The organism is Bacillus sp. GZB (assembly GCF_001975995.1).
Lineage (GTDB): Bacteria > Bacillota > Bacilli > Bacillales > Bacillaceae > Bacillus > Bacillus velezensis.
Map to the genome: position 1 here is coordinate 121,170 of NZ_MTQG01000017.1, position 22,854 is coordinate 144,023.

The window sequence follows — 22,854 nt, forward strand, 5'->3', positions numbered from 1 at the left end:
CAGGATAAAGGGTGAGCGGGGATGAAAGCGATTTGGCACGGCGGCACCATCTATACAATGCTGGACAAGAATCATGTCACTGAAGCCGTTTATACCGAAGAAGGCGTCGTCAGGCAGACGGGCAGCTTCCGGGAGCTCCAAGGAACATACGGTTCGCCTGATACGGAGGAAATCGATTTACATGGGGCTGTCATGTTCCCGGGGTTTACGGACAGTCATATGCATTTAATCGGACACGGGGAAAAACAGCTTCGCCTCGATTTGTCGCAGCTGACGTCAAAAGAAGCGATACTGCGGGCCGCAAAAGAAGCAGAGCGTGAATTGGAAGATGGCGAATGGCTGATCGGCGAAGGCTGGGATGAAAATCTGTTTGAACAGCCGGATTACGTCACGAAGCATGACCTAGACCCGCTCTTTCCCGACCGCCCTGTCCTGCTGAAGCGGGTATGCCGGCACGCCGCGGCGGTTAATTCGGCCGCATTGCGCGCGGCGGGAATTACAAACGAAACACCTGATCCAAACGGCGGGATTATCGTCCGGGACGGCACCGGTACGACAGGCCTCCTGCTGGATAAAGCCCAAGAGCTTGTGACACAGGCCCTGCCGCCCGTCTCACTTCACTATGTCAAACGCGCGCTTCAAACGGCGATTACGGACTGCTGGTCAAAAGGCCTGACAGGCGGGCATTCAGAAGATCTGGCATACTACGGAGACGCGTCCGTTCCCGTTGCCGCGTACGAGTCATTAACCGGCAGCGGCCTTTATCCTTTTCGCGCCCATCTGCTCGTACATCACGAAGCCGTCGACAGCTGGAGCGCTCTGGATAAATCGACCGGACCTTATCTGGAATACGGAGCGATGAAAATTTTTGCTGACGGCGCGCTCGGAGGCAGAACCGCTCTATTGAAAAAGCCTTATCATGATGATCCGTCAGTTTCCGGCGTTCAGGTGCATGATGACGAAATCCTTGCCGCTCTTGTTTATAAAGCGAGAGAGAAAGGGTTGGAGATCGCCGTGCACGCGATTGGCGACCTTGCATTTGAAAAGGTGCTGGATGTTATCGAAAGATACCCGGCAAAGCCCGGACAGCTAGATAGGCTCATTCATGCGCAAGTATTAGATGACGGATTGATTGAAAGAGCCGCCCGGCTGCCGATCGGACTTGATCTTCAGCCGCATTTTGTGGCCAGTGATTTTCCGTGGGTGATTGACAGGCTCGGAGAAGAGCGGATGAAAACGGCTTTCGCCTGGAAAACACTGCTGTCAAAAGGGCTGCTGTGCGCCGGAGGTTCAGATGCCCCGATTGAGCCGGCCGATCCGCTTCTGGGCATTCAATCGGCTGTGCTCCGTACGAGCAAGCAGCACCCGGAAGGTCCGGCCTATTATGAAAAAGAGTGTCTGACCGTGTACGAAGCCATTCAGCTTTACACGGAGGGAAGCGCGGCCATCATCCATAAAGAACATAGCCGCGGACGGATCGCCCCCGGCTATGATGCCGACTTTACCGTACTCAGCGGTGATCCGTTCAGGACGGACCCGAAAAAGCTTCATGAATTGGAAGCTGTCAAAACCGTCGTCGGCGGCCGTATCGTATATGAAAAAGAGGACAGGCAGTGATGCCCGTCCTCTTTTTTTATGATAAAAATGATCGTTTTACTTTTTCCCAGAAAGAGTTGTCTTTCAGTTTCACCGTTTTGATTTTTTTATCGGATAGTCTAATCTCAACCTTTTTGACATTCCGCGTGCTGAGCGCTTCATTATCAAGCCCGATAATCGGATGCTCATTGCCGTCTTGCACCACCTGCAGTGTCAGCTTCCGGTCTGAGCTTAAAATAAACGGAGATCCGAGTGTACGGTATGTGTTGTTGTTCAACGACGCCAGTTCGGATACCTGCATGCAGGAAATCAAAGGATCAACAACGGCGCCTGAAACAGATTTATTGTAGGCAGTGCTGCCCGTCGGGGTGGAAATGATCATCCCGTCTCCTCTGAACGTCTCAAAATGAAGGTCATCAATTAACACATCCATCACAAACGTTTTAATAATGCTTGAACGGATGGAAACCTCGTTTAAACAGTGAAAATGATTGCTGCCGTCTACCGTTACGTGAATGAGCGGGTATTTTCTGACCTCAAGCTGTTCCGCGGTCATGCTGGCCGCCATTTTTTCAGGTTCATCGCTGTGAAAATCACAGTACAAATGGGCTTTCCCTTTTTTAGCGATGCCGACATACAGGCAGTCATCACGGAATCCGGTTTTTCTGACGGCTTGCAGAAATGAGCCGTCGCTGCCGATGCTGGCGATAATTCCGGCATCCTCCGGTTGAGCCGCAACTGTAAAACCGTGCGATTCAGCAAGCTGCTTCAAAGAGCTGACTTGTTCTTTTGTTTCGTTGTTTTGTTTGTGAAAAAAATAAACATTGCGGCGAAGATCGGTCATATCCCCATTCCCCTTTGCTGTCATATTTACGTTTTTCTCCCAGCAGGTATTGTGTTAAAATACCTGTGGCAATAGTGTAACATGTTTCCTGTTTATCCGTTAAGGGAAAGCGCTTCATGAAAAAAATGAATCTTTTTTTACGGGGGAACGTACGAATATTGACAGAAAAGGAGGAGAACAAATGAATGCAAAAAGATGGATTGCGCTCGTCATCGCGCTCGGCATTTTCGGCGTATCAGTCATTGCAAGTGTGACCGTCGGGGTGCTGAAGAATATCGGGGATACAGGGTCTGACTTTGCATCACTGACAGATGACACAGAGGAAGTGACGCTGGATAAGGGCAGCCCCGGCAGTAAAATCGCCGTGCTTGAAGTGGACGGCACGATTGAGGATAACGGCGGGTCCGCTGGCCTGCTCAGCTCAGGCGGGTATGATCACAGATCATTTTTAAAACAGGTTGAGCGTGCGAAAGAAGACAAAAGCGTCAAAGGAATTGTGCTGAAAATCAATTCCCCTGGCGGAGGCGTGTACGAAAGCGCGGAAATACATAAAAAACTGGAAGAACTAAAGAAAGAAACCAAGAAACCGATTTATGTATCCATGGGCTCCATGGCGGCATCGGGAGGCTACTATATTTCAACGGCCGCCGATAAAATCTATGCTTCACCGGAAACGCTCACGGGTTCACTGGGCGTCATCATGGAAAGCGTCAATTATTCCAAGCTCGCCGATGAACTCGGCATCAAGTTTGAAACCATTAAAAGCGGCGCGCATAAAGACATCATGTCCCCGACCCGCGACATGACGAAGGAAGAAAGAAAGATCATGCAGACAATGGTCAACGATTCTTATGAAGGATTTGTCAATGTCATTTCAAAAGGCCGGCACATGTCAAAAGCGGATGTGAAAAAAATTGCCGACGGCCGTGTTTACGACGGCAGACAAGCGAAAAAAAACGGCCTCGTTGATGAGCTCGGTTTTTACGACGATACGATCAGCGCGATGAAAAAGGACCATAAAAATATGAAAAACGCTTCAGTCATCACATACGAGGAAGGATTCGGATTAGGCTCGCTCTTTTCCATGAGCGCAGCGAAAATGTTTAAAAGCGAAATTGATTTTCTGAATATGAAAGAACTCATTTCGCAATCCGGTTCGCCGCGGATGATGTATCTCTATGCAAAGTAGGGGGGAAGAAAGAATGGACGCGACTTACGAAGGCTTTCACGGCAAAGAAGAGGAAGCCGAACAACAGAGGGCGCCCGAGCAGGCATATGCGGGCTTTTGGATCAGGTTTTGGGCGTTTCTTCTTGATTGGCTGGTGGTCTGGGGACTTAACCATCTCATCGTTTCACCGATTTTCACGCTGATGAAGCTCCCGGCAACAAGCGGAATGTTTACAATCTCAGCTTATTCCGTCACAACCCTGATCGTCTACCTCGCCTATTTTGTGTTCATGACGAAATGGTTTCATCAGACACTCGGCAAGATGGTCTTCGGGTTAAAGGTCACTTCTTTGACGCCCGGAAAGCCGCTGACTTGGAGCACCGTCATTTTCAGAGAAGCGGTGGGGCGTTATATCGATAAAATCTGGATTCTCTATATCGTCATTGCGTTTACGCCCAAAAAGCAGGGCATTCATGATCTGATCGCCGACACAACGGTGATTCACGAAGCGCTGTACCGCAAATAAAAGCAGTAAACCCGGAATAAACGTCCGGGTTTATTTTTTTTGGTTTTGGCGATAATGCTGCTAAGGAAGTGAAGCTTATGGGATATGCCGCAGCAGCTGTTATTCTCATTCTCATTTTGGCCTGGCTGCTCATGAGGATGAAAATCCACCTGACTTTCGAATATCTTCACGATAAAGATAACGACAAACTGACGTTTAAAATCTCGGCCTTATACGGGCTGATCCGTATTAAAAAAACGCTGCCCGTCATTAAAGTAAACAGCGAAGACGCGTCAATTGATGTCAAACAGGACACAAAATCAGAAATGAAAGGTCAGAAAAAAGAGAAGAAAAAAATCACATATGAAGATGTCAAACAGAGCATTCACAGAATAGAAATGATTCTGCACCAAGTCTTTCAGATGCGCCAAATCGCCGCTTCATTTCTTGCGGGAGTCCGTGTTACGAAGTTCGAATGGGTGACGGTTATCGGAATAAAGGACGCCGCCGTTACTGGAATCGCCGCCGGCGGATTGTGGGCCGTAAAGGGAGGACTTACGGCGATGCTGTATGATCATCTGCGTTTCATACATAAACCGGTGTGCGAAGTCATTCCGTCTTTTCAAGTGCCTGCATCCAAGACGCATTTGCAGTGTATATTCTTTTTTCGTTTTGGACATCTTATAGGTGCAGCTTTCAAATTGCTCAAATACGGGCGGAACGGACTTTCTATCATACGAAAGAAACAGCCGGTTCCGGTTGCTTCAAAGAATGATTCATCAGTTTAAGGAGGAGCGCATATGGCAGACCATCCCATTCAAGGTTTAATGAAAACCGCTATGGAAAATTTAAAAGAAATGATTGACGTGAATACAATCATCGGCGATCCTGTTGAAACGCCTGACGGCAGCGTAATCTTAACGGTTTCAAAGGTCGGCTTCGGATTTGCGGCGGGCGGAAGCGAGTTTGGAGGAAAGCCGGCTGAAAAAAGAACCGATGATGATGAAAGAAAAGAGCAGAAGCTCCCGTTCGGCGGCGGAAGCGGCGGCGGAGTATCCATTACGCCGATTGCGTTTCTGATTGTCGGAACAAACGGCGTGCGCATGCTTCATTTAGACGAAAACACCCATCTGATTGATAAACTGTTAGACTCCGCGCCTCAAACGATTGAACGCATCCAGCATATGTTTAAAAAGAATGAAAAAGGCCGGAACCAAAAAAGAACGGATATCGATTTATAACAGAAAAGTTAACTGCCGCCCGCAGTTAGCTTTTTTTACGATGCGGCATAACCTTTGCAGTTTGCATAAAACTCGACTATGATAGAGCTATACATAGATAAAGGGAGGAATCAGAATGGCTGAAATTACATTTAAAGGCGGAGCCGTGACGCTGATCGGACAAGAAGTGAAACCGGGGGACCAAGCTCCTGACTTCACGGTTCTGACAAACGGATTAGAAGAGAAGACATTAGCAGATATGAAAGGGAAAGTAACGATCATATCCGTTATTCCTTCCATTGACACAGGCGTATGTGACGCGCAGACACGCCGCTTCAACGAAGAAGCCGCAAAACTCGGTGATGTGAACGTTTATACAATCAGCGCCGACCTTCCGTTTGCACAAGCGCGCTGGTGCGGAGCGAACGGAATTGATAAAGTTGAAACATTATCGGATCATAAAGAGATGTCATTTGGTGAAGCATTCGGTGTTTATATCAAAGAACTTCGTCTTTTGGCACGTTCCGTATTCGTCCTTGATCAGGACGGAAAAGTCGTTTACGCGGAATACGTAAGTGAAGCGACAAACCACCCGAATTATGAAAAGCCTATCGAAGCTGCAAAAGCGTTAATCAAGTAAAGAGAGAAAAAGAGCTCCGGGTGCTGCCGCGGAGCTCTTTTCATGGCAAGGAGGAAACAGCATGCAACACGACCATGTCGGTCAGATTTATGAACTTTTAGATGAAGCCGCCCAAGTGATAGCAGAAGGCCTTCAGATTTCTTATATTGAGGGGCTTGCGGAAGCGGGAGAAATGTATTTTCTTGAAACAACGGACCAGCTTCCGCTTCAGGAAAAACAAACCGAACAGCTTAAAAGCCTGCTTGCGAAAGCAGACTTCAGAAAATGGGAGCATGAATGGATCCGCAAGGCGTTCCAGCTCGCCATTTTAAAAGGACTGAAAGATAAGTCCCATCCGAACAGACAGATGACGCCTGATACGATCGGCCTTTTCATCAGTTACCTCGTGAATAAATTTACGGGCGGCCGAAAAGGCCTGACGTTGCTGGACCCCGCCTGCGGCACCGGAAATCTTCTGCTGACCGCGGCAAACCAGCTTTCTGACAAAGCGGGAAAAAGCTTCGGCATTGAAATCGACGATGTCCTTCTGAAGATCGCATATGCGCAGGCGAATCTGCAGGAAAAAGAAATGGAGCTGTTCTGCCAGGACAGTCTTCAGCCGTTATTTATCGAACCGGCCGATGCGGTTATCTGCGATTTGCCGGTCGGCTACTATCCGAATGACGAAGGCGCTCAAGCGTTTGAGCTGAAAGCAGATGAAGGCCACTCATTTGCTCACCACTTATTTATTGAGCAGAGCGTCAAACATACAAAACCGGGCGGATACTTATTTTTTATGATTCCGAACCATCTGTTTGACAGCGCGCAAAGCGATAAACTGAAGCGGTTTTTTGCGGAAAAAGTGTATATCAACGCCCTTCTCCAGCTGCCGGCTACGATGTTTAAAGACGAAGCGCAGGCAAAGAGCATTTTAATCTTGCAGAAAAAAGGCGAAGACACAAAGCCGCCGAAACAAGCGCTTTTGGCGAATCTTCCTTCTTTTGCGAACCAGCAGGCGATGCGGGAGATGATGGCAAAATTGGATCAGTGGATTCAAAAAGAAAAATAATGGCGAAAAAGCAGTGTGAGACGCAAAATCCCGCGCTGCTTTTCGCTTTTTAAAATGAATGGAAATCAGGGCGAAAACACAAATTAAGGAAAGAAAATAACATTCCGTAAGGCCGTGCCGTCCATTTGGCACAAATGAGATTTATCAGAAAATATCGACTTCATGTTGTAAGCGGTACCAATGTGGATGTTGACTTGAAATGCTGGGTTGACAATGTTTAAATGGAAAAGTCAGATATTTTTTGGACCGCAGTTATGGTCTGGGAAAAAAGAACGAACAAACGAAGAAGAATTTTGATAGGAGCGTCATTTATGTCTAAAATTATTGCAATTAACGCAGGAAGCTCATCTTTAAAATTTCAGTTATTCGAAATGCCTTCAGAAAAGGTGCTAACAAAAGGTTTAGTAGAACGGATCGGTATCGCCGACAGCGTTTTCACTATCTCTGTTAACGGCGAAAAAAATACAGAAGTGACAGATATTCCGGATCATGCGGTTGCGGTGAAGATGCTGCTTCACAAGCTGACTGAATTCGGTATTATAAAGGATTTAAATGAAATTGACGGAATCGGCCACCGTGTGGTTCACGGCGGAGAAAAATTCAGCGATTCTGTTTTGCTTACGGATGAAACAATCCGTGAGATTGAAGAGATTTCAGAACTTGCGCCGCTTCATAATCCGGCTAACATCGTCGGCATTAAAGCCTTTAAAGAAGTGCTTCCGGATGTGCCTGCGGTTGCAGTGTTTGATACGGCGTTCCACCAAACGATGCCTGAGCAATCTTACCTGTACAGCCTTCCGTACGAATACTACGAGAAATACGGCATCCGCAAATACGGTTTCCACGGCACTTCTCATAAATACGTGACACAGCGCGCAGCTGAGCTTCTCGGCCGTCCGATTGAAGATTTGCGTCTGATTTCCTGCCACCTCGGCAACGGCGCAAGTATCGCGGCCGTAGAAGGCGGAAAATCCATTGATACGTCAATGGGCTTCACACCGCTTGCGGGTGTTGCGATGGGAACACGTTCAGGAAACATCGACCCTGCATTGATCCCGTACATTATGGAAAAAACGGATCAGACGGCAGATGAAGTATTGAATACGTTAAATAAAAAGAGCGGACTGCTTGGCATATCCGGTTTCTCCAGCGACCTTCGCGATATCGTAGAAGCTTCAAAAGAAGGAAACGAAAGAGCGGAAACGGCTCTTGAAGTGTTTGCAAGCAGAATCCATAAATACATCGGTTCTTACGCTGCGAGAATGAGCGGCGTTGACGCGATTATTTTCACTGCGGGTATCGGTGAAAACAGCGTTGAAGTCAGAGAACGCGTGCTTCGCGGCTTAGAATTCATGGGTGTATATTGGGATCCTGCGCTGAACAACGTGCGCGGCGAGGAAGCGTTTATCAGCTACCCTCACTCTCCTGTCAAAGTCATCATCATTCCGACTGATGAAGAGGTCATGATCGCACGCGACGTTGTCCGCCTTGCACAGTAATGATCGAAAAAAGCACATCCTTTAGGGTGTGCTTTTTTATTGAATGCCCCAGAGTCAAACGTTACGATATGTTTAATACATAAACGATGAGGTGAAGCAATGAGTGTGCATGAACATAAACAAGAAGCCCCGTCAGCCGTGCGCTGCAAGGTGATTACAGTCAGCGACACGAGAACGAAAGAAACCGACAAAAGCGGGCGCGTCATGATGGATTTCATCAGAGAAGCGGGATTTGAAACGGTCGGTTATGACATTGTAAAAGATGAAAAAGATGAATTGCAGAAAGCCGTTTTATCCGGCTGTATGGATGAATATACAGATGCGGTGCTGTTAAACGGAGGGACGGGCATTGCCGAAAGGGATGTCACAATTGAAGCGGTCACGCCGCTGTTTTCAAAAGAACTCCCGGGATTCGGCGAGCTGTTCCGCATGCTGAGCTATACGGAGGACATCGGTTCCGCCGCCATTTTGTCCAGAGCGGCAGCGGGTGTGATCCGAAATACCGCAGTCTTCTGCACGCCCGGCTCCTCAGGCGCCGTAAAGCTTGCAATGAGTAAACTGATTATTCCTGAACTGCCTCATGTGCTCCGGGAAATCCGAAAAGATTTATAAATGTATAAAAAGGCTTTGCTCCGCTCAAAAAATTGGGTGGGGTTTTTTTTATAAAAGGCTTGAAAAAACAGAATTTACTTGTTACAGTGTATACATACAAAATGCATTTTTATTAATTAAAACTAATTTTTATACAAAGGGAGCTTTTAACATGGCAGAACAAAAAAAGGTTGTATTGGCATACTCAGGAGGTCTTGATACTTCTGTAGCGATAAAATGGCTGCAAGAACAGGGATACGATGTTGTTGCCTGCTGCTTAGATGTTGGGGAAGGAAAGGATTTGGCATTCGTTCAGCAAAAAGCGCTGGAAGTTGGCGCCGTAAATTCGTATGTGATTGATGCGAAAGAAGAATTCGCCCGGGAGTACGCGCTCATTTCTATGCAGGCCCATACAATGTATGAAGGCAAGTATCCGCTCGTATCTGCACTATCCCGTCCGTTAATCGCGAAAAAACTCGTTGAAGTGGCGGAAAAGGAAAACGCGGTGGCCGTAGCGCACGGCTGCACGGGAAAAGGCAACGATCAGGTTCGTTTCGAAGTATCCATTAAATCATTAAATCCTGATCTGGAGGTCATTGCTCCGGTCCGTGAGTGGCAATGGTCGCGTGAAGAAGAAATTGAATACGCTGCAAGCCGCGGCATACCGATTCCGATCAATCTTGACAGCCCGTATTCCATCGACCAGAACCTATGGGGACGCGCCAATGAATGCGGTATATTAGAAGATCCGTGGGCGGCGCCGCCTGAAGGGGCATATGACCTGACAGCATCTCTTGAAAACACGCCGGATGTTCCGGAAATCATCGAAATCGCATTTGAAGCCGGTGTTCCGGTTTCAATCGACGGCGTAACCTACCCGCTCGCTGATTTAATTCTCAAGCTGAACGAGACTGCCGGAAAACACGGCATCGGCCGGATTGACCATGTGGAAAACCGCCTGGTCGGCATTAAGTCCCGTGAAGTTTATGAGTGCCCGGGCGCCATGACTTTGATTACGGCTCACAAAGAGCTTGAGGATCTGACTTTAGTGAAAGAAGTGGCCCATTTCAAACCGGCAATTGAACAAAAACTGTCTGAAATCATCTATAACGGTTTATGGTTCTCGCCGTTAAAAGACGCGCTGCTTGCATTCCTGAAAGAAACCCAAAAGCACGTCACCGGCGTTGTGCGAGTCAAGCTGTTTAAAGGCCATGCCATTGTAGAAGGACGTAAGTCGGAATATTCACTCTACGATGAAAAACTTGCGACATATACAAAAGACGATGCGTTTGACCATCATGCGGCAATCGGCTTTATCGAGCTTTGGGGACTGCCGACAAAAGTAAACAGCATTGTGAAAAAGAAGGAGCAGATTGAAGCATGAAGAAGCTTTGGGGAGGCCGTTTTCAAAAAACACCGGAAAAGTGGGTCGATGAGTTCGGCGCATCCATCACATTCGACCAAAACTTAGTCAAAGAGGATATTACAGGGTCTCTCGCTCATGCGGCAATGCTGAAAAAATGCGGCATTCTGACGGAAGAAGAAGAAGGTGCCATCCGTCAAGGGCTTCAGACCCTCCTGCAAAAAGCAGAGGAAGGAACGCTTGAATTCTCTGTTGATTATGAAGATATCCATTTGAATATTGAAAAAATGCTGATTGAAGAAATCGGACCGCTAGGCGGCAAACTCCATACCGGAAGAAGCCGGAACGACCAGGTGGCGACTGACATGCATCTATATTTGAAAGATCATGTCTCTCATATCATCGTGCTGATTGAACAGTTCCAAAAAGCGCTGATCGAAAAAGCGGAGGCCAATGTCGAGACCATTCTGCCGGGGTACACCCATTTGCAGCGGGCCCAGCCGATTTCTTTCGCCCACCATCTTCTTGCTTATTTTTGGATGCTTGAACGGGATAAAGAGCGTTTTCGGGATGCTATGAAGCGGATTAACATATCGCCGCTCGGATGCGGGGCGCTTGCCGGAACTACGTTTCCGATAGACCGTAACTATTCGGCGGAGCTGCTCGGTTTTGACTCCATTTATGAGAACAGTCTTGACGGAGTCAGTGACAGAGATTTTATTCTCGAGTTTTTAAGCGGCAGCAGCATGCTGATGATGCACCTTTCACGTTTATCAGAAGAAATCATTCTATGGTGCTCGCAGGAATTCAGATTCATTGAACTGGATGATACGTACGCGACGGGAAGCAGCATGATGCCGCAGAAGAAAAACCCCGACATGGCGGAGCTGATCCGCGGTAAAACCGGACGCGTATACGGTGATATGATGGGGCTTTTCACGATTATGAAAGGGCTCCCGCTCGCTTACAACAAAGACCTGCAGGAAGATAAAGAGGGCATGTTTGACACGGTGAAAACCGTAGAAGGAAGCCTTCAGATTTTCACGGGCATGATTGAAACGATGAAAGTAAACAAAGACATCATGAAACAAGCGACAAAACAAGATTTTTCAAATGCGACGGAACTTGCCGATTATTTAGCTAAAAAAGGCATGCCGTTCAGAGAAGCGCATGAAGTGGTCGGCAAGCTTGTGTACAGCTGTATTGAAAAAGGAATCTATTTAAGTGACATGGCATTTGAAGAATTCCTTCAAGCCAGCAGTCTCTTTGAAGAAGATATCTATACCGTGCTCGATCCGCATCATGCGGTTGAAAAAAGAATGAGCGCCGGCGGAACGGGTTTTCAGCAGGTAGAACAGGCGCTCGTAAAAGCAAAAGCCTGCGCCGGCATTTAATTTGCTGAAATTTCCTTCATATTTTCCCGTCATATCAGACACCCTACATCTATAAAGATGGGAGGTAGAAGGAATGCGCAAAGAACAAGACCGTTACATCTATGATGAAAGAGAAAGTGAAGAAACGGCCAGGCTCATCTCAGAGGCATACGAAAGCGGTTATGTCGGCATGGAGGAAGCTTCTGCTCCTTCAGAAAATTAAGCTGTCTGTAAAGACGGCTTTTTTTTCGTGCGGTCGAAGTGCAAAAAAGTGATATTGCCGTTTGTTTATAGTAAAGTAGAGGGAGAAACGTCTTGATTTTATTGAAGCGGCAACGTTGCCTGGGGAGGGTATTCAATGTGCGACATGCTCTAATCACTGCCGGTACAAAGGGATTGGGCCGAAAAGTGACTGAAATGCTTCTGGAAAAAGGCTTTTCTGTCACAGTGAATTACAGACAAGACGAAGAAGCGGTCGCCTGTCTGAAGGCGGATTATCCCGGGTGCCATGACAGATTGCAATTCGTTAAGGGCGATGTAACCCGGAAAGAAGATCTCATGCGGATCGCCGATGCAGCCCTTCAGCGGTTTGGAAGGATTGACATACTGATTAACAATGCCGGGCCGTACATATTTGAGCGCAAAAAGCTTGCCGATTATTCCGATGACGAATGGTATGACATGCTTGAAGGGAATTTAAGCGCCGTTTTCCATCTGTTTAAAGCGGTTATCCCGGTCATGAGACAGCAGCGGTTCGGCCGGATTATTACATACGGTTTTCAAGGAGCGGACCATGCCCCCGGCTGGCTTCACCGTTCCGCTTTCGGAGCGGCTAAAGTCGGATTGGCTTCGTTAACGAAAACCATTGCGATTGAAGAAGCTGAATCAGGCATTACGGCCAATATGGTCTGTCCGGGTGATATTGTAGGAGATATGAAAGAAGCGTCTATAGAGGAAGCAAGACGGAAAATCGGCAAAGAAAAGACGCCGATCGGCAGGTCCGGAACCGGAGAGGATATTGCGAGAATCATCGCCTTTTTATGTGAAGAAGATTCCGATCTTGTAACCGGAACGGTCATTGAAGCAACAGGCGGGCTGAATGTGATTAACAGGCATCAATCCCTGTAAGTTTTTTCGTTTGTCAAAAAGGGAACTTGATAAATATTAATTTTTTATGAGGTGAAAACAATGAAAGTGACTTATCACGGACATTCTGTCATTCAAGTGGAAACGAAAACCCATAACATTATTTTTGATCCGTTTCTGACCGGAAACAGTCTGACAAATTTGAAACCGGAAGAAGTGAAAGCGGATGTCATCCTGCTTACTCACGGACACAATGACCATGTCGGAGATACAGAGCAGATCGCCAAACAAAACGATGCGCTCGTCATTGCGCCGAACGAGCTGGCCGTTTATCTCGGCTTTAAAGGTTTAAAGGTCCACCCGATGCATATCGGCGGGGCGCGCCAATTTGATTTCGGCAAAGTGAAACTGACACAGGCATTCCACGGATCGGCGGTCACTGATGAAGAAAACAAAACCATTACGTACACGGGGATGCCGGCCGGGATTTTATTGACGATTGACGGCAAAACGATTTTCCACGCCGGGGACACGGCGCTGTTCTCAGATATGAAACTGATCGGGGAACTGAATCACATTGACCTGGCGTTTCTGCCGATCGGTGATAACTTCACCATGGGGCCTGAGGATGCGAAACTCGCGGCTGAGTGGCTGAGAGCGAAACAGGTCGTTCCCGTTCATTACAATACATTTCCCGTCATTGAACAGGACCCTGACGCTTTCGCCGAAAGTCTGCCCGGAGGCGTCGGCAAAGTCATGGCGGTCGGCGAGACCATTGAGCTTGCCTGACATATGTGTCAAAGACCTTCTGAATCAAGCATTCAGAAGGTCTTTTTGTGATGCCGCCTTTTTTCGGGCGTCTCATTGCGAATGAATCCCCCGTACCCTTATAATAAAAGCAGAAGACTGTCCTTAGAGGTGAAACGCTTGGCAACAAAGCATGAACAAATCCTATCATACATAGATTCGCTTCCTGTCGGTGAAAAAATTTCGGTCAGAAGAATTGCGAAAGAAATGAAAGTCAGTGAAGGAACGGCTTACAGAGCCATTAAGGAAGCCGAAAACAAAGGATTCGTTTCCACTATTGAACGTGTGGGGACCATCCGGATTGAACAGAAGAAAAAAGAAAATATTGAAAAGCTGACATACGCCGAGGTCGTCAATGTGATCGACGGCCAGGTGCTCGGCGGAAAAGCCGGTCTGCATAAAACGTTGAATAAGTTTGTGATCGGGGCGATGGAGCTTGACGCGATGATGCGTTATACGGCGGCGGGGAACCTGTTAATCGTCGGGAACCGAATCAACGCCCACCGCCAGGCGCTTGAAGCGGGCGCGGCCGTTTTGGTAACAGGAGGGTTTAATACCGATGACAGCATTATCGAGCTGGCCGATATGCTTGAGCTTCCGATTCTCTCCACGAGCTACGATACCTTTACGGTCGCCGCGATGATCAACCGGGCGATCTATGATCAGCTCATAAAAAAAGAGATTGTGCTCGTGGAAGATATTTTGACGCCCGCAGATCGGACAGTGACGCTGTTCCCTAAGGATAAACTGGAGAAATGGTACGAAAAGAACTATGAAACCGGACACGGCCGCTTTCCGGTTATCGATCAGCAGATGAAAATCCACGGAATCCTCACGCCGAAAGATATCGCGGGGCATGACCGGTCAGTTCCCATTGAAAAAGTAATGACCAAAAACCCTGTCACGGTGATCGGAAAAACATCTGTCGCCTCAGCGGCTCAAATGATGGTTTGGGAAGGAATTGAAGTGCTTCCGGTGACAGACGGGCATCACAAACTGATCGGAATGATCAGCCGCCAGGATGTCTTAAAAGCGCTTCAGATGGTTCAAAAGCAGCCTCAGGTCGGAGAAAAGCTGGATGATATTGTTTCAAGGGGATTTAAAGAAGAGGAAGATAACAAAACGCCGGCCGTTTATCAATATGAAGTCACGCCGCAAATGACCAATCAGCTCGGCACGATTTCTTACGGGGTGTTTACCACGATTTTAACCCAGGCCGCCAGCCGATTTTTACGCTCCCGCAAACGCGGCGAGCTGGTCATTGAAAGCATTACGATTTTCTTCCTGAAGCCCGTACAGATGGAGTCGGTCATTGAAGTGAAACCGCGCATTTTAGAGGCGGGCCGGAAATTCGGGAAAATGGAAGTGGAAGTGTCAAGCCAAAGCGGCATCGTTTCAAAAGCGATGCTCATGGTGCAGCTGATGGAGAGAAGTTAAGGGACGCACCCGGGTCCCTTGGCATTCATTATGCGTGGTCCCTCTCCGCTTCCTTTGCATGGATGGGCTCATAATGCTTATAGGCTTTATACCCGGCCCATGCGCTGCCTGCTCCGATTAAAATGAAGACGCCGCCGATGACCAGGGTCAGAACGGAGTGGAACAGAATCATTTGGTTTACTCCGTACAAAAGCACCAGCGCGCCTAATGCCATACTTGATTTAGCCGAAAAACATTCCTTCTCCAGCGCCCGTTTCGTCTGGATTCCTTTTACTTTGTAATACACGTAAAAGCAGGCAGAAAGCCCGATGAGAAAAACAAAAACCAGCATAAATGAAATCCTCCATTATATGAGTTTGCAAAACCGTTTATACCGTTGCTGAAAGATTTTCCTTTTCCATGGATAAAGAGTATGATTAAATGAATAAAAACGAAAAGGAGAAAACGATGAAATCCGAACTGATCAGAACCATATCATTATATGACACCATTATCTTACATAGACATGTGAGGCCTGACCCGGACGCCTACGGTTCACAGTGCGGCCTTACGGAAATCCTGCGGGAAACGTATCCCGAAAAAAATATTTTTGCCGTCGGACAGCCTGAACCGTCCTTGTCTTTTTTATATTCCCTCGATGAGGTGGATGACGAAACCTATAAAGATGCTCTTGTCATCGTGTGCGACACCGCAAACCAAGGCAGGGTCGACGATCAGCGCTACCATTCCGGCGCAAAGCTCATGAAAATAGACCACCATCCAAATGAAGATCCGTATGGCGATCTGTTATGGGTCGATACGAATGCAAGCTCCGTAAGCGAAATGATCTATGAGCTGTACCTGGAAGGAAAGCAGCACGGCTGGAAACTGAATACGAAAGCAGCTGAGCTGATCTACGCGGGTATCGTCGGTGATACGGGGCGCTTCTTGTTCCCGAACACCACAAAAAAGACATTAAAATACGCGGGAGAGCTCATTGAGTTCCCATTTTCATCGTCAGAGCTGTTCAATCAATTGTATGAAACAAAGTTAAATGTGGTGAAGCTTAACGGCTTTATTTATCAAAATGTGTCACTGTCTGAAAACGGCGTCGCTTCCGTTTTCATTAAAAAAGACATTTTGGAGACATATGGAACCACCGCTTCTGAAGCGTCGCAGCTTGTCGGAACACTCGGAAATATTTCGGGTATCCGCGCTTGGGTGTTGTTCGTAGAAGAAGACGATCAAATCAGAGTCCGGTTCCGTTCAAAAGGTCCGGTCATCAACGGAATTGCCCGGAAATACAATGGCGGCGGACATCCGCTTGCGGCCGGCGCATCCATCTTCAGCTGGGATGAAACCGATCAGATTCTTGCTGATCTGGAAGAGGTATGTAACGAACACAAGTAGAGGGGAGACCCTCTTTCTTAGTGTTCATCTGTCACGGGGATGAACCAGCAGCCGAAATCAGTCAGGTCTTCGTAGACGCGGAGATTACAGATTTGGAGTTCTTTTTTTATGAGGGAAGCGAGTGTGTCTGTTTCTGCATATGCGGAATAGCCTTGTCTGATTCGGGCTGCATGATCTTTTGCCAAGCGGCGTTCACTAAAAACCTCCATTTTCCCTTCCTCCCTTCAGAATCATTGAAAATGTCTCATCTACAGTTTATAAAAAAGCGGAGAAAAAAGCGACAGGTCTATGGAAATTTTTTAAAAATGACATAATTACGTCGCAAAAGAAATATGAATTTCGACAGACAATCTCGTATAAATCGTCAGTTCCTTTACTTCAGCTTTAAATTCCTTCTCATTTATGGTGTATATTTTGTTTTCGATCGTCCGTTTTAAAAGTTCCTTTGTTTTATACACGCTTTCAATATCCTTTGTGATGACTTCAGAAATATTATCTTTCACTTGTTCCTCAAATTTCATCTTGTCAGGCTGGGCGATTCTGTATTTTTCCCCATTGATCAGCTTCACATCAACACTTTGGATGAGAAGTCTTTGCTTATTATCCTCATTTAATTTATGAAGATCCTTCTGATAGATGGAGATTTGGTTTTTTAAATCCCGCGCGTGCTCCCGCTGCTTTTCAATTAACGTCACCTGTTCTTCCTGAAACGTTCCGTATGTAAACAGAAAGAACAGCCAGCTGACGATGGCTCCGCACATCATTCCCGCAAAAAAACGCTGCCATCCCGGTTTTTTATAATACTCGGGAATTCTCATGGTGACATATTCTCCTGGGTCAGCCATGAAATAATCAGCCAGCCGGTCTGCGCGCCGCCCATTGCTGAAATAATTAAAAGAAGCTGTTTGAAGATGTCGCGCGTGTTGCCTTCAAACAGCCCCCGCTCGAAACTGTATACCGCGTCAAATGTTCCCCCGATGGCCGCGACAAGCGCCCAGATCTTCAGCCTGTTCGCCAATTTTGTGATCGCTGTCAGCGGAGGCTCACCTGATAAATAAGCTCCGAGTCCGCCGATCAGCGCGCCGCCGAGCAACACACCGAGGGCGATAAAATAACTGCTGATGAAATTCGCCATAAATCCGGCTTCCTGATCCATATATACACCACCTCACTTTTCTATCATATTGAGCGAAACGGACAAGTATGATGATGAGTCAAAAAAAGAACATTTGTTTCTTAAGAAAACCCGTCTTATAATGTAGAAAGGCAAAATGAACGTATGGGAAAGGAGTGGCGGCATTGTCTTTTGTTCACCTGCAAGTACATAGCGGCTACAGCCTGTTAAACAGCGCCGCTTCTGTAAAAGAGCTTGTTACACAAGCGAAGGAACTCGGATATTCATCATTGGCGCTGACGGACGAAAATGTGATGTACGGCGCCATTGAGTTTTATAAAGCATGCAAATCAAACGGAATTAAGCCGATTATCGGTCTGACGGCTTCTATATACACGGACGATACGGAGCTTGAAGCACACCCGCTCATTCTTTTAGCAGAGACAAACACCGGCTATCAGAACCTGGTGAAAATCTCAAGTGCGCTGCAATCCATGGCAAAGGGCGGCATGAAGCGAAAATGGATGAAGAGCTATCGTGAGGGGCTGATCGCCATTACGCCCGGTGAAAACGGCTACATTGAAAGCCTGCTTCAAACCGGGAAGTTTGAAGAAGCGGTCCGGGCTGCCGAAGGATTCCGGGAGCTGTTCGGAGACGGCCGTTTTTATTTGGGGTACCAGCCGTTTAAAGGACATGAGACGTTATCAGAAGAGATTCTCCGCCTGTCAGCCGAAACGGAAATCCCTGTCTGCGCTGCGGGGGATGTCCGTTATATCAAGAAAGAAGATCAAGATGCGTACCGCTGTCTGTGCGCTATTAAAGCCGGAGAGAAGTGGGAGGATCAGAGCGGGGATCTGCCGGACTTATACTTGAGGACGCTTGAAGAAATGGCAGAGCTTTACATGCGGCATCCGGAAGCGATTGAAGCAGCCGCGCGTATCGCCCGGCAATGCCGGGTCGATGTCAGCCTCGGACAGACACAGCTTCCGTCTTTTCCGGCACCGGACGGCAAATCAGCCGATGACTATTTGGCGGAGATCTGTCATGAGGGGCTGCGCCTCCGTTTCGGCACTCCTGATGAGCGCGCTGTCCGCCGGCTTGAATATGAGCTGGACGTCATCAGGCGCATGAAATTCAGTGATTATTTTCTCATCGTATGGGACTTTATGAAGTACGCGCATGAAAAGGGCATTGTGACAGGCCCGGGAAGGGGGTCCGCGGCAGGCTCGCTTGTCGCTTACTCTCTTTTCATTACCGACGTGGATCCGCTTAAACATTCTCTGCTGTTTGAGAGATTTCTTAATCCCGAGCGGATCAGCATGCCGGATATTGATATCGATTTCCCTGATACGAGAAGGGATGAGGTCATTCAGTATGTACAAAATAAGTACGGGACCATGCACGTCGCCCAGATTATCACCTTCGGGACATTGGCCGCAAAGGCGGCGTTAAGGGATACCGGGAGAGTGTTCGGAATCAGCCCGAAAGAAGCCGACCAGCTTGCCCGCCTGATTCCGTCAAAACCGGGAATGACGCTTGAGGAGGCGAGGCGGCAGTCCGCTCAGCTGAACAGGCGGCTGTCCGAATCCGCCGTTCTTCATAAAGTGTTTCAGATCGCAAGGAAAATTGAAGGTCTTCCGAGGCACACGTCAACACATGCGGCCGGGGTCGTTCTCAGTAAAGAGCCGCTTTCGGAAGTTGTCCCTCTTCAAGAAGGGCATGACGGCGTGTATTTAACGCAGTATGCGATGGATCACTTGGAAGATCTCGGTCTTTTAAAAATGGACTTTTTAGGTTTGCGCAACTTGACGCTTATTGAATCCATTAAAACGATGATTGAAAAAGAAACGAATACAAAAATTGATTTTTCCGAGATTTCTTATCAGGATGAAAAAACGTTCTCACTATTGTCAAACGGTGATACGACGGGTATTTTCCAGCTGGAATCATCAGGAATGAGAAACGTGCTGAAGCGCCTGAAGCCGTCAAGACTGGAAGACATTGTCGCGGTTAACGCGCTTTACAGGCCGGGACCGATGGAAAATATTCCGTTATTTATCGACCGGAAGCACGGGCGGGCGCGTGTGGAAGTGCCGCACGAGGACGTAAGAAATATTCTCAGTGACACTTACGGCGTCATCGTTTATCAAGAACAGATAATGATGATCGCCTCGCGCATGGCAGGGTTTTCATTAGGTGAAGCGGATCTGCTCAGACGGGCTGTCAGCAAAAAGCAAAAGGACATTCTGGACAGAGAGCGAAGCCATTTTGTTGAAGGGTGCATAAAAAAGGAGTATTCTGTAGTCACTGCAAACGAGGTCTACGATCTGATTGTAAAATTCGCTAACTACGGATTCAACAGAAGCCATGCTGTCGCATACAGCATGATCGGCTATCAGCTCGCCTATTTAAAAGCGCATTATCCGTTATATTTTATGTGCGGGCTGTTGACGAGCGTCATCGGCAATGAGGACAAAATATCGCAATATCTGCATGAAGCGAAGGGGAGCGGGATTCAAGTCCTTCCGCCGTCAATAAACAAAAGCGGTTTTCCGTTTGCGCCGGAAAACGGAGCCGTCAGATACAGTTTGCGGGCCGTTAAAAACGTAGGCGTCTCGGCAGTGAAAGATATTTATAAAGCAAGAACACATAAACCGTTCGAGGATCTTTTCGATTTCTGCTTTCGCGTACCCGCAAAAAGTGTGAATCGGAAAACCATCGAAGCCCTTATATTTTCTGGCGCCATGGACGAATTCAATCAAAATCGCGCCGCCTTGCTGGCCTCCGTTGATGTGGCTTTAGAGCACGCTGAACTTTTTCGTGCAGACGATGACCAAATGGGATTGTTTTTGGAAGAATCGTTCTCCATTAAGCCAAAATATGTAGAGGCTGAGGAATTTCCGCTCGTGGACAAGCTTCGGTTCGAAAAAGAAGCTCTCGGTGTTTATTTCTCAAGCCATCCTTTATCTGCTTTCAGGGATCTCCTGAAAAAAAGGGGGGCGCAAGCGATCACAGCAGCGCGGCAGATGCCGAAGGGGCAGCTGTCAATCGGCGCTTTGCTCGCGGGCATCAAAACGATTCGGACAAAGACAGGTCAGCATATGGCGTTTCTCACATTAAGTGATGAAACGGGAGAAATGGAAGCCGTCGTGTTTCCTGACCAATATAGAAGGCTGTCTCCGCTGTTAAAAGAAGGCGCGCTTTTATTCGCCGCCGGAAAAATGGAAGAGCGTCAGGAGAAGACACAATTCATCATGTCATCCGCCTCTCTTCTTGAGCAGACGGAGGCAGACAGAGCGCCGTCTGTTTACATCAAAATCGAAGGCAGCCGGCACAATCAGGAGTTTTTGGAAAAGATGAAGCGTATTTTACTGGAGCATAAAGGGGAAACCGGCGTTTATCTTTATTATGAAAAAGACAAGCAGACGATCAGGCTGCCGGATACTTTTCATATTCAGGCGGACCATCAGGCGTTATACCGTTTAAAAGAGCTGCTGGGCCGCGAAAACGTCGTGTTAAAATAGTGGTAACAATAATCATTTTGTTATACAATTGAAACAATTGTGCTATCTTATTTAAAGATTCTGAAATTTTTCACCTCCAGCGATTGTACCAGTCTATGCGGCAGAATATGTAACAAAGTACTTAAAAGGAGTGTTTAGAATGTCATTAAGAGAAGAAGCGTTACATTTACACAAAGTAAACCAAGGAAAGTTGGAATCAAAAGCAAAGGTAGAAGTCAGAAACGCGGACGACTTAAGCCTTGCCTATTCTCCCGGAGTAGCTGAGCCTTGTAAAGAGATTTATGACGATAAAAACAAAGTATATGATTATACAATGAAGGGGAACATGGTAGCAGTCGTAACAGACGGATCAGCCGTTCTCGGTCTCGGTAATATCGGGCCTGAAGCTTCACTTCCGGTCATGGAAGGGAAAGCGGTGCTGTTCAAAAGTTTCGCGGGCGTGGACGCATTCCCGATCGCGCTTGACACAAACGATGTGGACAAAATCATTGACACTGTGAAGCTGCTTGCACCGACATTCGGCGGTGTCAACCTTGAAGATATTGCGGCGCCGAACTGCTTCATTATCGAAGAGCGCCTGAAAAAAGAAACAAACATTCCGGTTTTCCACGATGATCAGCACGGCACTGCCATCGTAACCGTTGCCGGACTTGTAAATGCGCTGAAATTATCAGGAAAATCCATGTCATCCATTAAAGTTGTGGCAAACGGAGCGGGAGCGGCAGGCATCGCGATCATCAAGCTTCTTTACCATTTCGGCGTACGCGACATCGTGATGTGCGACTCTAAAGGGGCGATTTACGAAGGGCGTCCGGCCGGCATGAACGCAGTGAAAAACGAAGTGGCCAAGTTTACAAACCAAGACCGCAACGACGGTTCCCTGCAGGATGTCATTAAAGATGCAGACGTCTTTATCGGCGTATCAGTCGAAGGCGCGCTGACGAAAGAAATGGTGGAGAGCATGGCGAAAGATCCAATTATCTTCGCAATGGCCAACCCGAATCCGGAAATTATGCCTGAAGACGCGCGCGCAGCCGGCGCAAGCGTAATCGGAACAGGCCGTTCTGATTTCCCGAACCAGGTTAACAATGTTCTGGCATTCCCTGGAATTTTCCGAGGGGCGCTTGACGTTCGTGCGACTCACATCAACGAAGAAATGAAAATTGCTGCGGTTGAAGCGATTGCTTCCCTCGTTTCAGAGAAAGAATTAAGCGCTGATTATGTCATCCCGGCTCCATTTGACAAACGTGTGGCTCCTGCCGTTGCGAAAGCTGTTGCGAAAGCAGCGATGGAAACGGGCGTCGCCAGAATTACGGTCGATCCTGAGGAAGTGGCTGAAAAAACAAGACAGCTCACGGTTATCGGCGAATAATAACACAAAAATGAAATGGCAGCGCGTTGGAAAAAAACAACGCGCTGCTGTTCAATATACGGACTGCTGGCATTTTTTTAAGGGCAGGTCTTAAAAAAATTTCAGCAGAATTCTTATTTCTTTTGAAAACGCTGACAGATAAGGCTGAACAACGCTTTTTACGGTATGAAATCCGTCCGTTTCCGTCTGTTTTGCAGCAAAAAATGTCGAATGGAGGATGACACCGTTTGACAAAAAAAGTACAATAGTTTCGGTAAAGTTATTATTAAGTCTATCTA

At 47.4% G+C, this 22,854-nt stretch carries 23 protein-coding genes; 18 read left to right on the forward strand and 5 right to left on the reverse strand.

All coding sequences use genetic code 11. From position 1 onward, the window contains the following. The first annotated feature begins 21 nt into the window (after positions 1–21). Positions 22–1,617 (forward strand): amidohydrolase, encoded by a 1,596-nt coding sequence (locus BXO87_RS11640; protein ID WP_053103927.1) that lies wholly within the window; start codon positions 22–24, stop codon positions 1,615–1,617. A 16-nt stretch (positions 1,618–1,633) separates the two neighbouring features. On the opposite strand, the gene BXO87_RS11645 is transcribed toward BXO87_RS11640, so the two are convergent. After that, positions 1,634–2,440 (reverse strand): NAD kinase, encoded by an 807-nt coding sequence (locus tag BXO87_RS11645; protein ID WP_017418362.1) that lies wholly within the window; start codon positions 2,438–2,440, stop codon positions 1,634–1,636. A gap of 181 nt (positions 2,441–2,621) precedes the next feature. Here BXO87_RS11645 and sppA point away from each other — a divergent pair, with 181 nt between their 5' ends. The 14 genes from sppA to BXO87_RS11710 all read left to right on the forward strand — a co-directional run bounded on the left by sppA (position 2,622) and on the right by BXO87_RS11710 (position 15,177). Beyond that, the gene (gene sppA, locus BXO87_RS11650; RefSeq protein WP_053103928.1) at positions 2,622–3,629 is read left to right on the forward strand and encodes a signal peptide peptidase SppA; all 1,008 of its coding nucleotides are present in this window, start codon (positions 2,622–2,624) and stop codon (positions 3,627–3,629) included. Between the two features lie 13 nt (positions 3,630–3,642). Continuing rightward, positions 3,643–4,134 (forward strand): RDD family protein, encoded by a 492-nt coding sequence (locus BXO87_RS11655; RefSeq protein WP_007408048.1) that lies wholly within the window; start codon positions 3,643–3,645, stop codon positions 4,132–4,134. A 77-nt stretch (positions 4,135–4,211) separates the two neighbouring features. Further along, positions 4,212–4,901, forward strand: coding sequence for a DUF2953 domain-containing protein (locus BXO87_RS11660; RefSeq protein ID WP_007408049.1), 690 nt, complete (start codon positions 4,212–4,214; stop codon positions 4,899–4,901). 12 nt (positions 4,902–4,913) lie between these two features. Next, positions 4,914–5,354, forward strand: coding sequence for a GerW family sporulation protein (gene ytfJ, locus BXO87_RS11665; protein ID WP_003152423.1), 441 nt, complete (start codon positions 4,914–4,916; stop codon positions 5,352–5,354). A 115-nt stretch (positions 5,355–5,469) separates the two neighbouring features. After that, a complete protein-coding gene (gene tpx, locus BXO87_RS11670; protein WP_007408050.1) occupies positions 5,470–5,973 on the forward strand; it encodes a thiol peroxidase in 504 nt (167 codons plus the stop codon). A gap of 61 nt (positions 5,974–6,034) precedes the next feature. Further along, on the forward strand, positions 6,035–7,021 hold the full coding sequence (locus BXO87_RS11675) for a class I SAM-dependent methyltransferase (protein WP_076851350.1): 987 nt from the start codon (positions 6,035–6,037) through the stop codon (positions 7,019–7,021). 311 nt (positions 7,022–7,332) lie between these two features. Further along, entirely contained in the window at positions 7,333–8,520 is a 1,188-nt protein-coding gene (locus BXO87_RS11680; RefSeq protein WP_076851351.1) for an acetate kinase, read from the forward strand. 99 nt (positions 8,521–8,619) lie between these two features. Beyond that, positions 8,620–9,132 carry a MogA/MoaB family molybdenum cofactor biosynthesis protein gene (locus BXO87_RS11685; protein ID WP_076851352.1) on the forward strand — a complete coding sequence of 171 codons (513 nt, stop codon included), beginning with the start codon at positions 8,620–8,622 and terminating at the stop codon, positions 9,130–9,132. 151 nt (positions 9,133–9,283) lie between these two features. Beyond that, on the forward strand, positions 9,284–10,495 hold the full coding sequence (locus tag BXO87_RS11690; protein ID WP_003152428.1) for an argininosuccinate synthase: 1,212 nt from the start codon (positions 9,284–9,286) through the stop codon (positions 10,493–10,495). Continuing rightward, positions 10,492–11,868, forward strand: coding sequence for an argininosuccinate lyase (gene argH / locus BXO87_RS11695; protein ID WP_003152429.1), 1,377 nt, complete (start codon positions 10,492–10,494; stop codon positions 11,866–11,868). The genes BXO87_RS11690 and argH overlap by 4 nt, the downstream gene beginning before the upstream one ends. A gap of 73 nt (positions 11,869–11,941) precedes the next feature. Next, the gene (locus BXO87_RS21155) at positions 11,942–12,070 is read left to right on the forward strand and encodes a hypothetical protein (protein ID WP_257720510.1); all 129 of its coding nucleotides are present in this window, start codon (positions 11,942–11,944) and stop codon (positions 12,068–12,070) included. Between the two features lie 137 nt (positions 12,071–12,207). Further along, positions 12,208–12,975, forward strand: a complete 768-nt coding sequence (locus BXO87_RS11700) for an SDR family oxidoreductase (protein ID WP_017418355.1) — start codon at positions 12,208–12,210, stop codon at positions 12,973–12,975. Between the two features lie 60 nt (positions 12,976–13,035). Then, complete coding sequence (locus tag BXO87_RS11705) at positions 13,036–13,722, forward strand: metal-dependent hydrolase (protein ID WP_007408057.1); 687 nt, start codon at positions 13,036–13,038, stop codon at positions 13,720–13,722. 138 nt (positions 13,723–13,860) lie between these two features. Next, positions 13,861–15,177 (forward strand): CBS domain-containing protein, encoded by a 1,317-nt coding sequence (locus BXO87_RS11710; RefSeq protein ID WP_003152433.1) that lies wholly within the window; start codon positions 13,861–13,863, stop codon positions 15,175–15,177. A 28-nt stretch (positions 15,178–15,205) separates the two neighbouring features. Here BXO87_RS11710 and BXO87_RS11715 read toward each other — a convergent pair whose 3' ends face one another. After that, positions 15,206–15,508 carry a YtpI family protein gene (locus BXO87_RS11715; protein ID WP_003152434.1) on the reverse strand — a complete coding sequence of 101 codons (303 nt, stop codon included), beginning with the start codon at positions 15,506–15,508 and terminating at the stop codon, positions 15,206–15,208. Between the two features lie 116 nt (positions 15,509–15,624). Between BXO87_RS11715 and BXO87_RS11720 the strand changes: the two genes are divergently transcribed. Then, positions 15,625–16,566, forward strand: a complete 942-nt coding sequence (locus BXO87_RS11720; RefSeq protein ID WP_076851396.1) for a DHH family phosphoesterase — start codon at positions 15,625–15,627, stop codon at positions 16,564–16,566. Positions 16,567–16,583: 17 nt separating this feature from the next. Here BXO87_RS11720 and BXO87_RS11725 read toward each other — a convergent pair whose 3' ends face one another. The 3 genes from BXO87_RS11725 to ytrH form a co-directional block, all read right to left on the reverse strand. Further along, entirely contained in the window at positions 16,584–16,775 is a 192-nt protein-coding gene (locus BXO87_RS11725) for a YtzJ family protein (RefSeq protein WP_007408061.1), read from the reverse strand. A 105-nt stretch (positions 16,776–16,880) separates the two neighbouring features. Continuing rightward, the gene (ytrI, locus tag BXO87_RS11730; protein ID WP_007408062.1) at positions 16,881–17,384 is read right to left on the reverse strand and encodes a sporulation membrane protein YtrI; all 504 of its coding nucleotides are present in this window, start codon (positions 17,382–17,384) and stop codon (positions 16,881–16,883) included. Further along, the gene (gene ytrH / locus BXO87_RS11735) at positions 17,381–17,722 is read right to left on the reverse strand and encodes a sporulation membrane protein YtrH (protein WP_046702257.1); all 342 of its coding nucleotides are present in this window, start codon (positions 17,720–17,722) and stop codon (positions 17,381–17,383) included. The genes ytrI and ytrH overlap by 4 nt, the downstream gene beginning before the upstream one ends. A 143-nt stretch (positions 17,723–17,865) precedes the next feature. On the opposite strand from ytrH, the gene dnaE reads away from it, so the two are divergent. Together dnaE and ystJ are read left to right on the forward strand one after the other, a co-directional pair. Then, the gene (gene dnaE, locus BXO87_RS11740) at positions 17,866–21,204 is read left to right on the forward strand and encodes a DNA polymerase III subunit alpha (protein ID WP_046702258.1); all 3,339 of its coding nucleotides are present in this window, start codon (positions 17,866–17,868) and stop codon (positions 21,202–21,204) included. A gap of 139 nt (positions 21,205–21,343) precedes the next feature. Beyond that, positions 21,344–22,576: an NADP-dependent malic enzyme gene (gene ystJ / locus BXO87_RS11745; RefSeq protein WP_038459476.1), complete on the forward strand. Its 1,233-nt coding sequence runs from the start codon at positions 21,344–21,346 to the stop codon at positions 22,574–22,576. Positions 22,577–22,854: the final 278 nt, after the last annotated feature.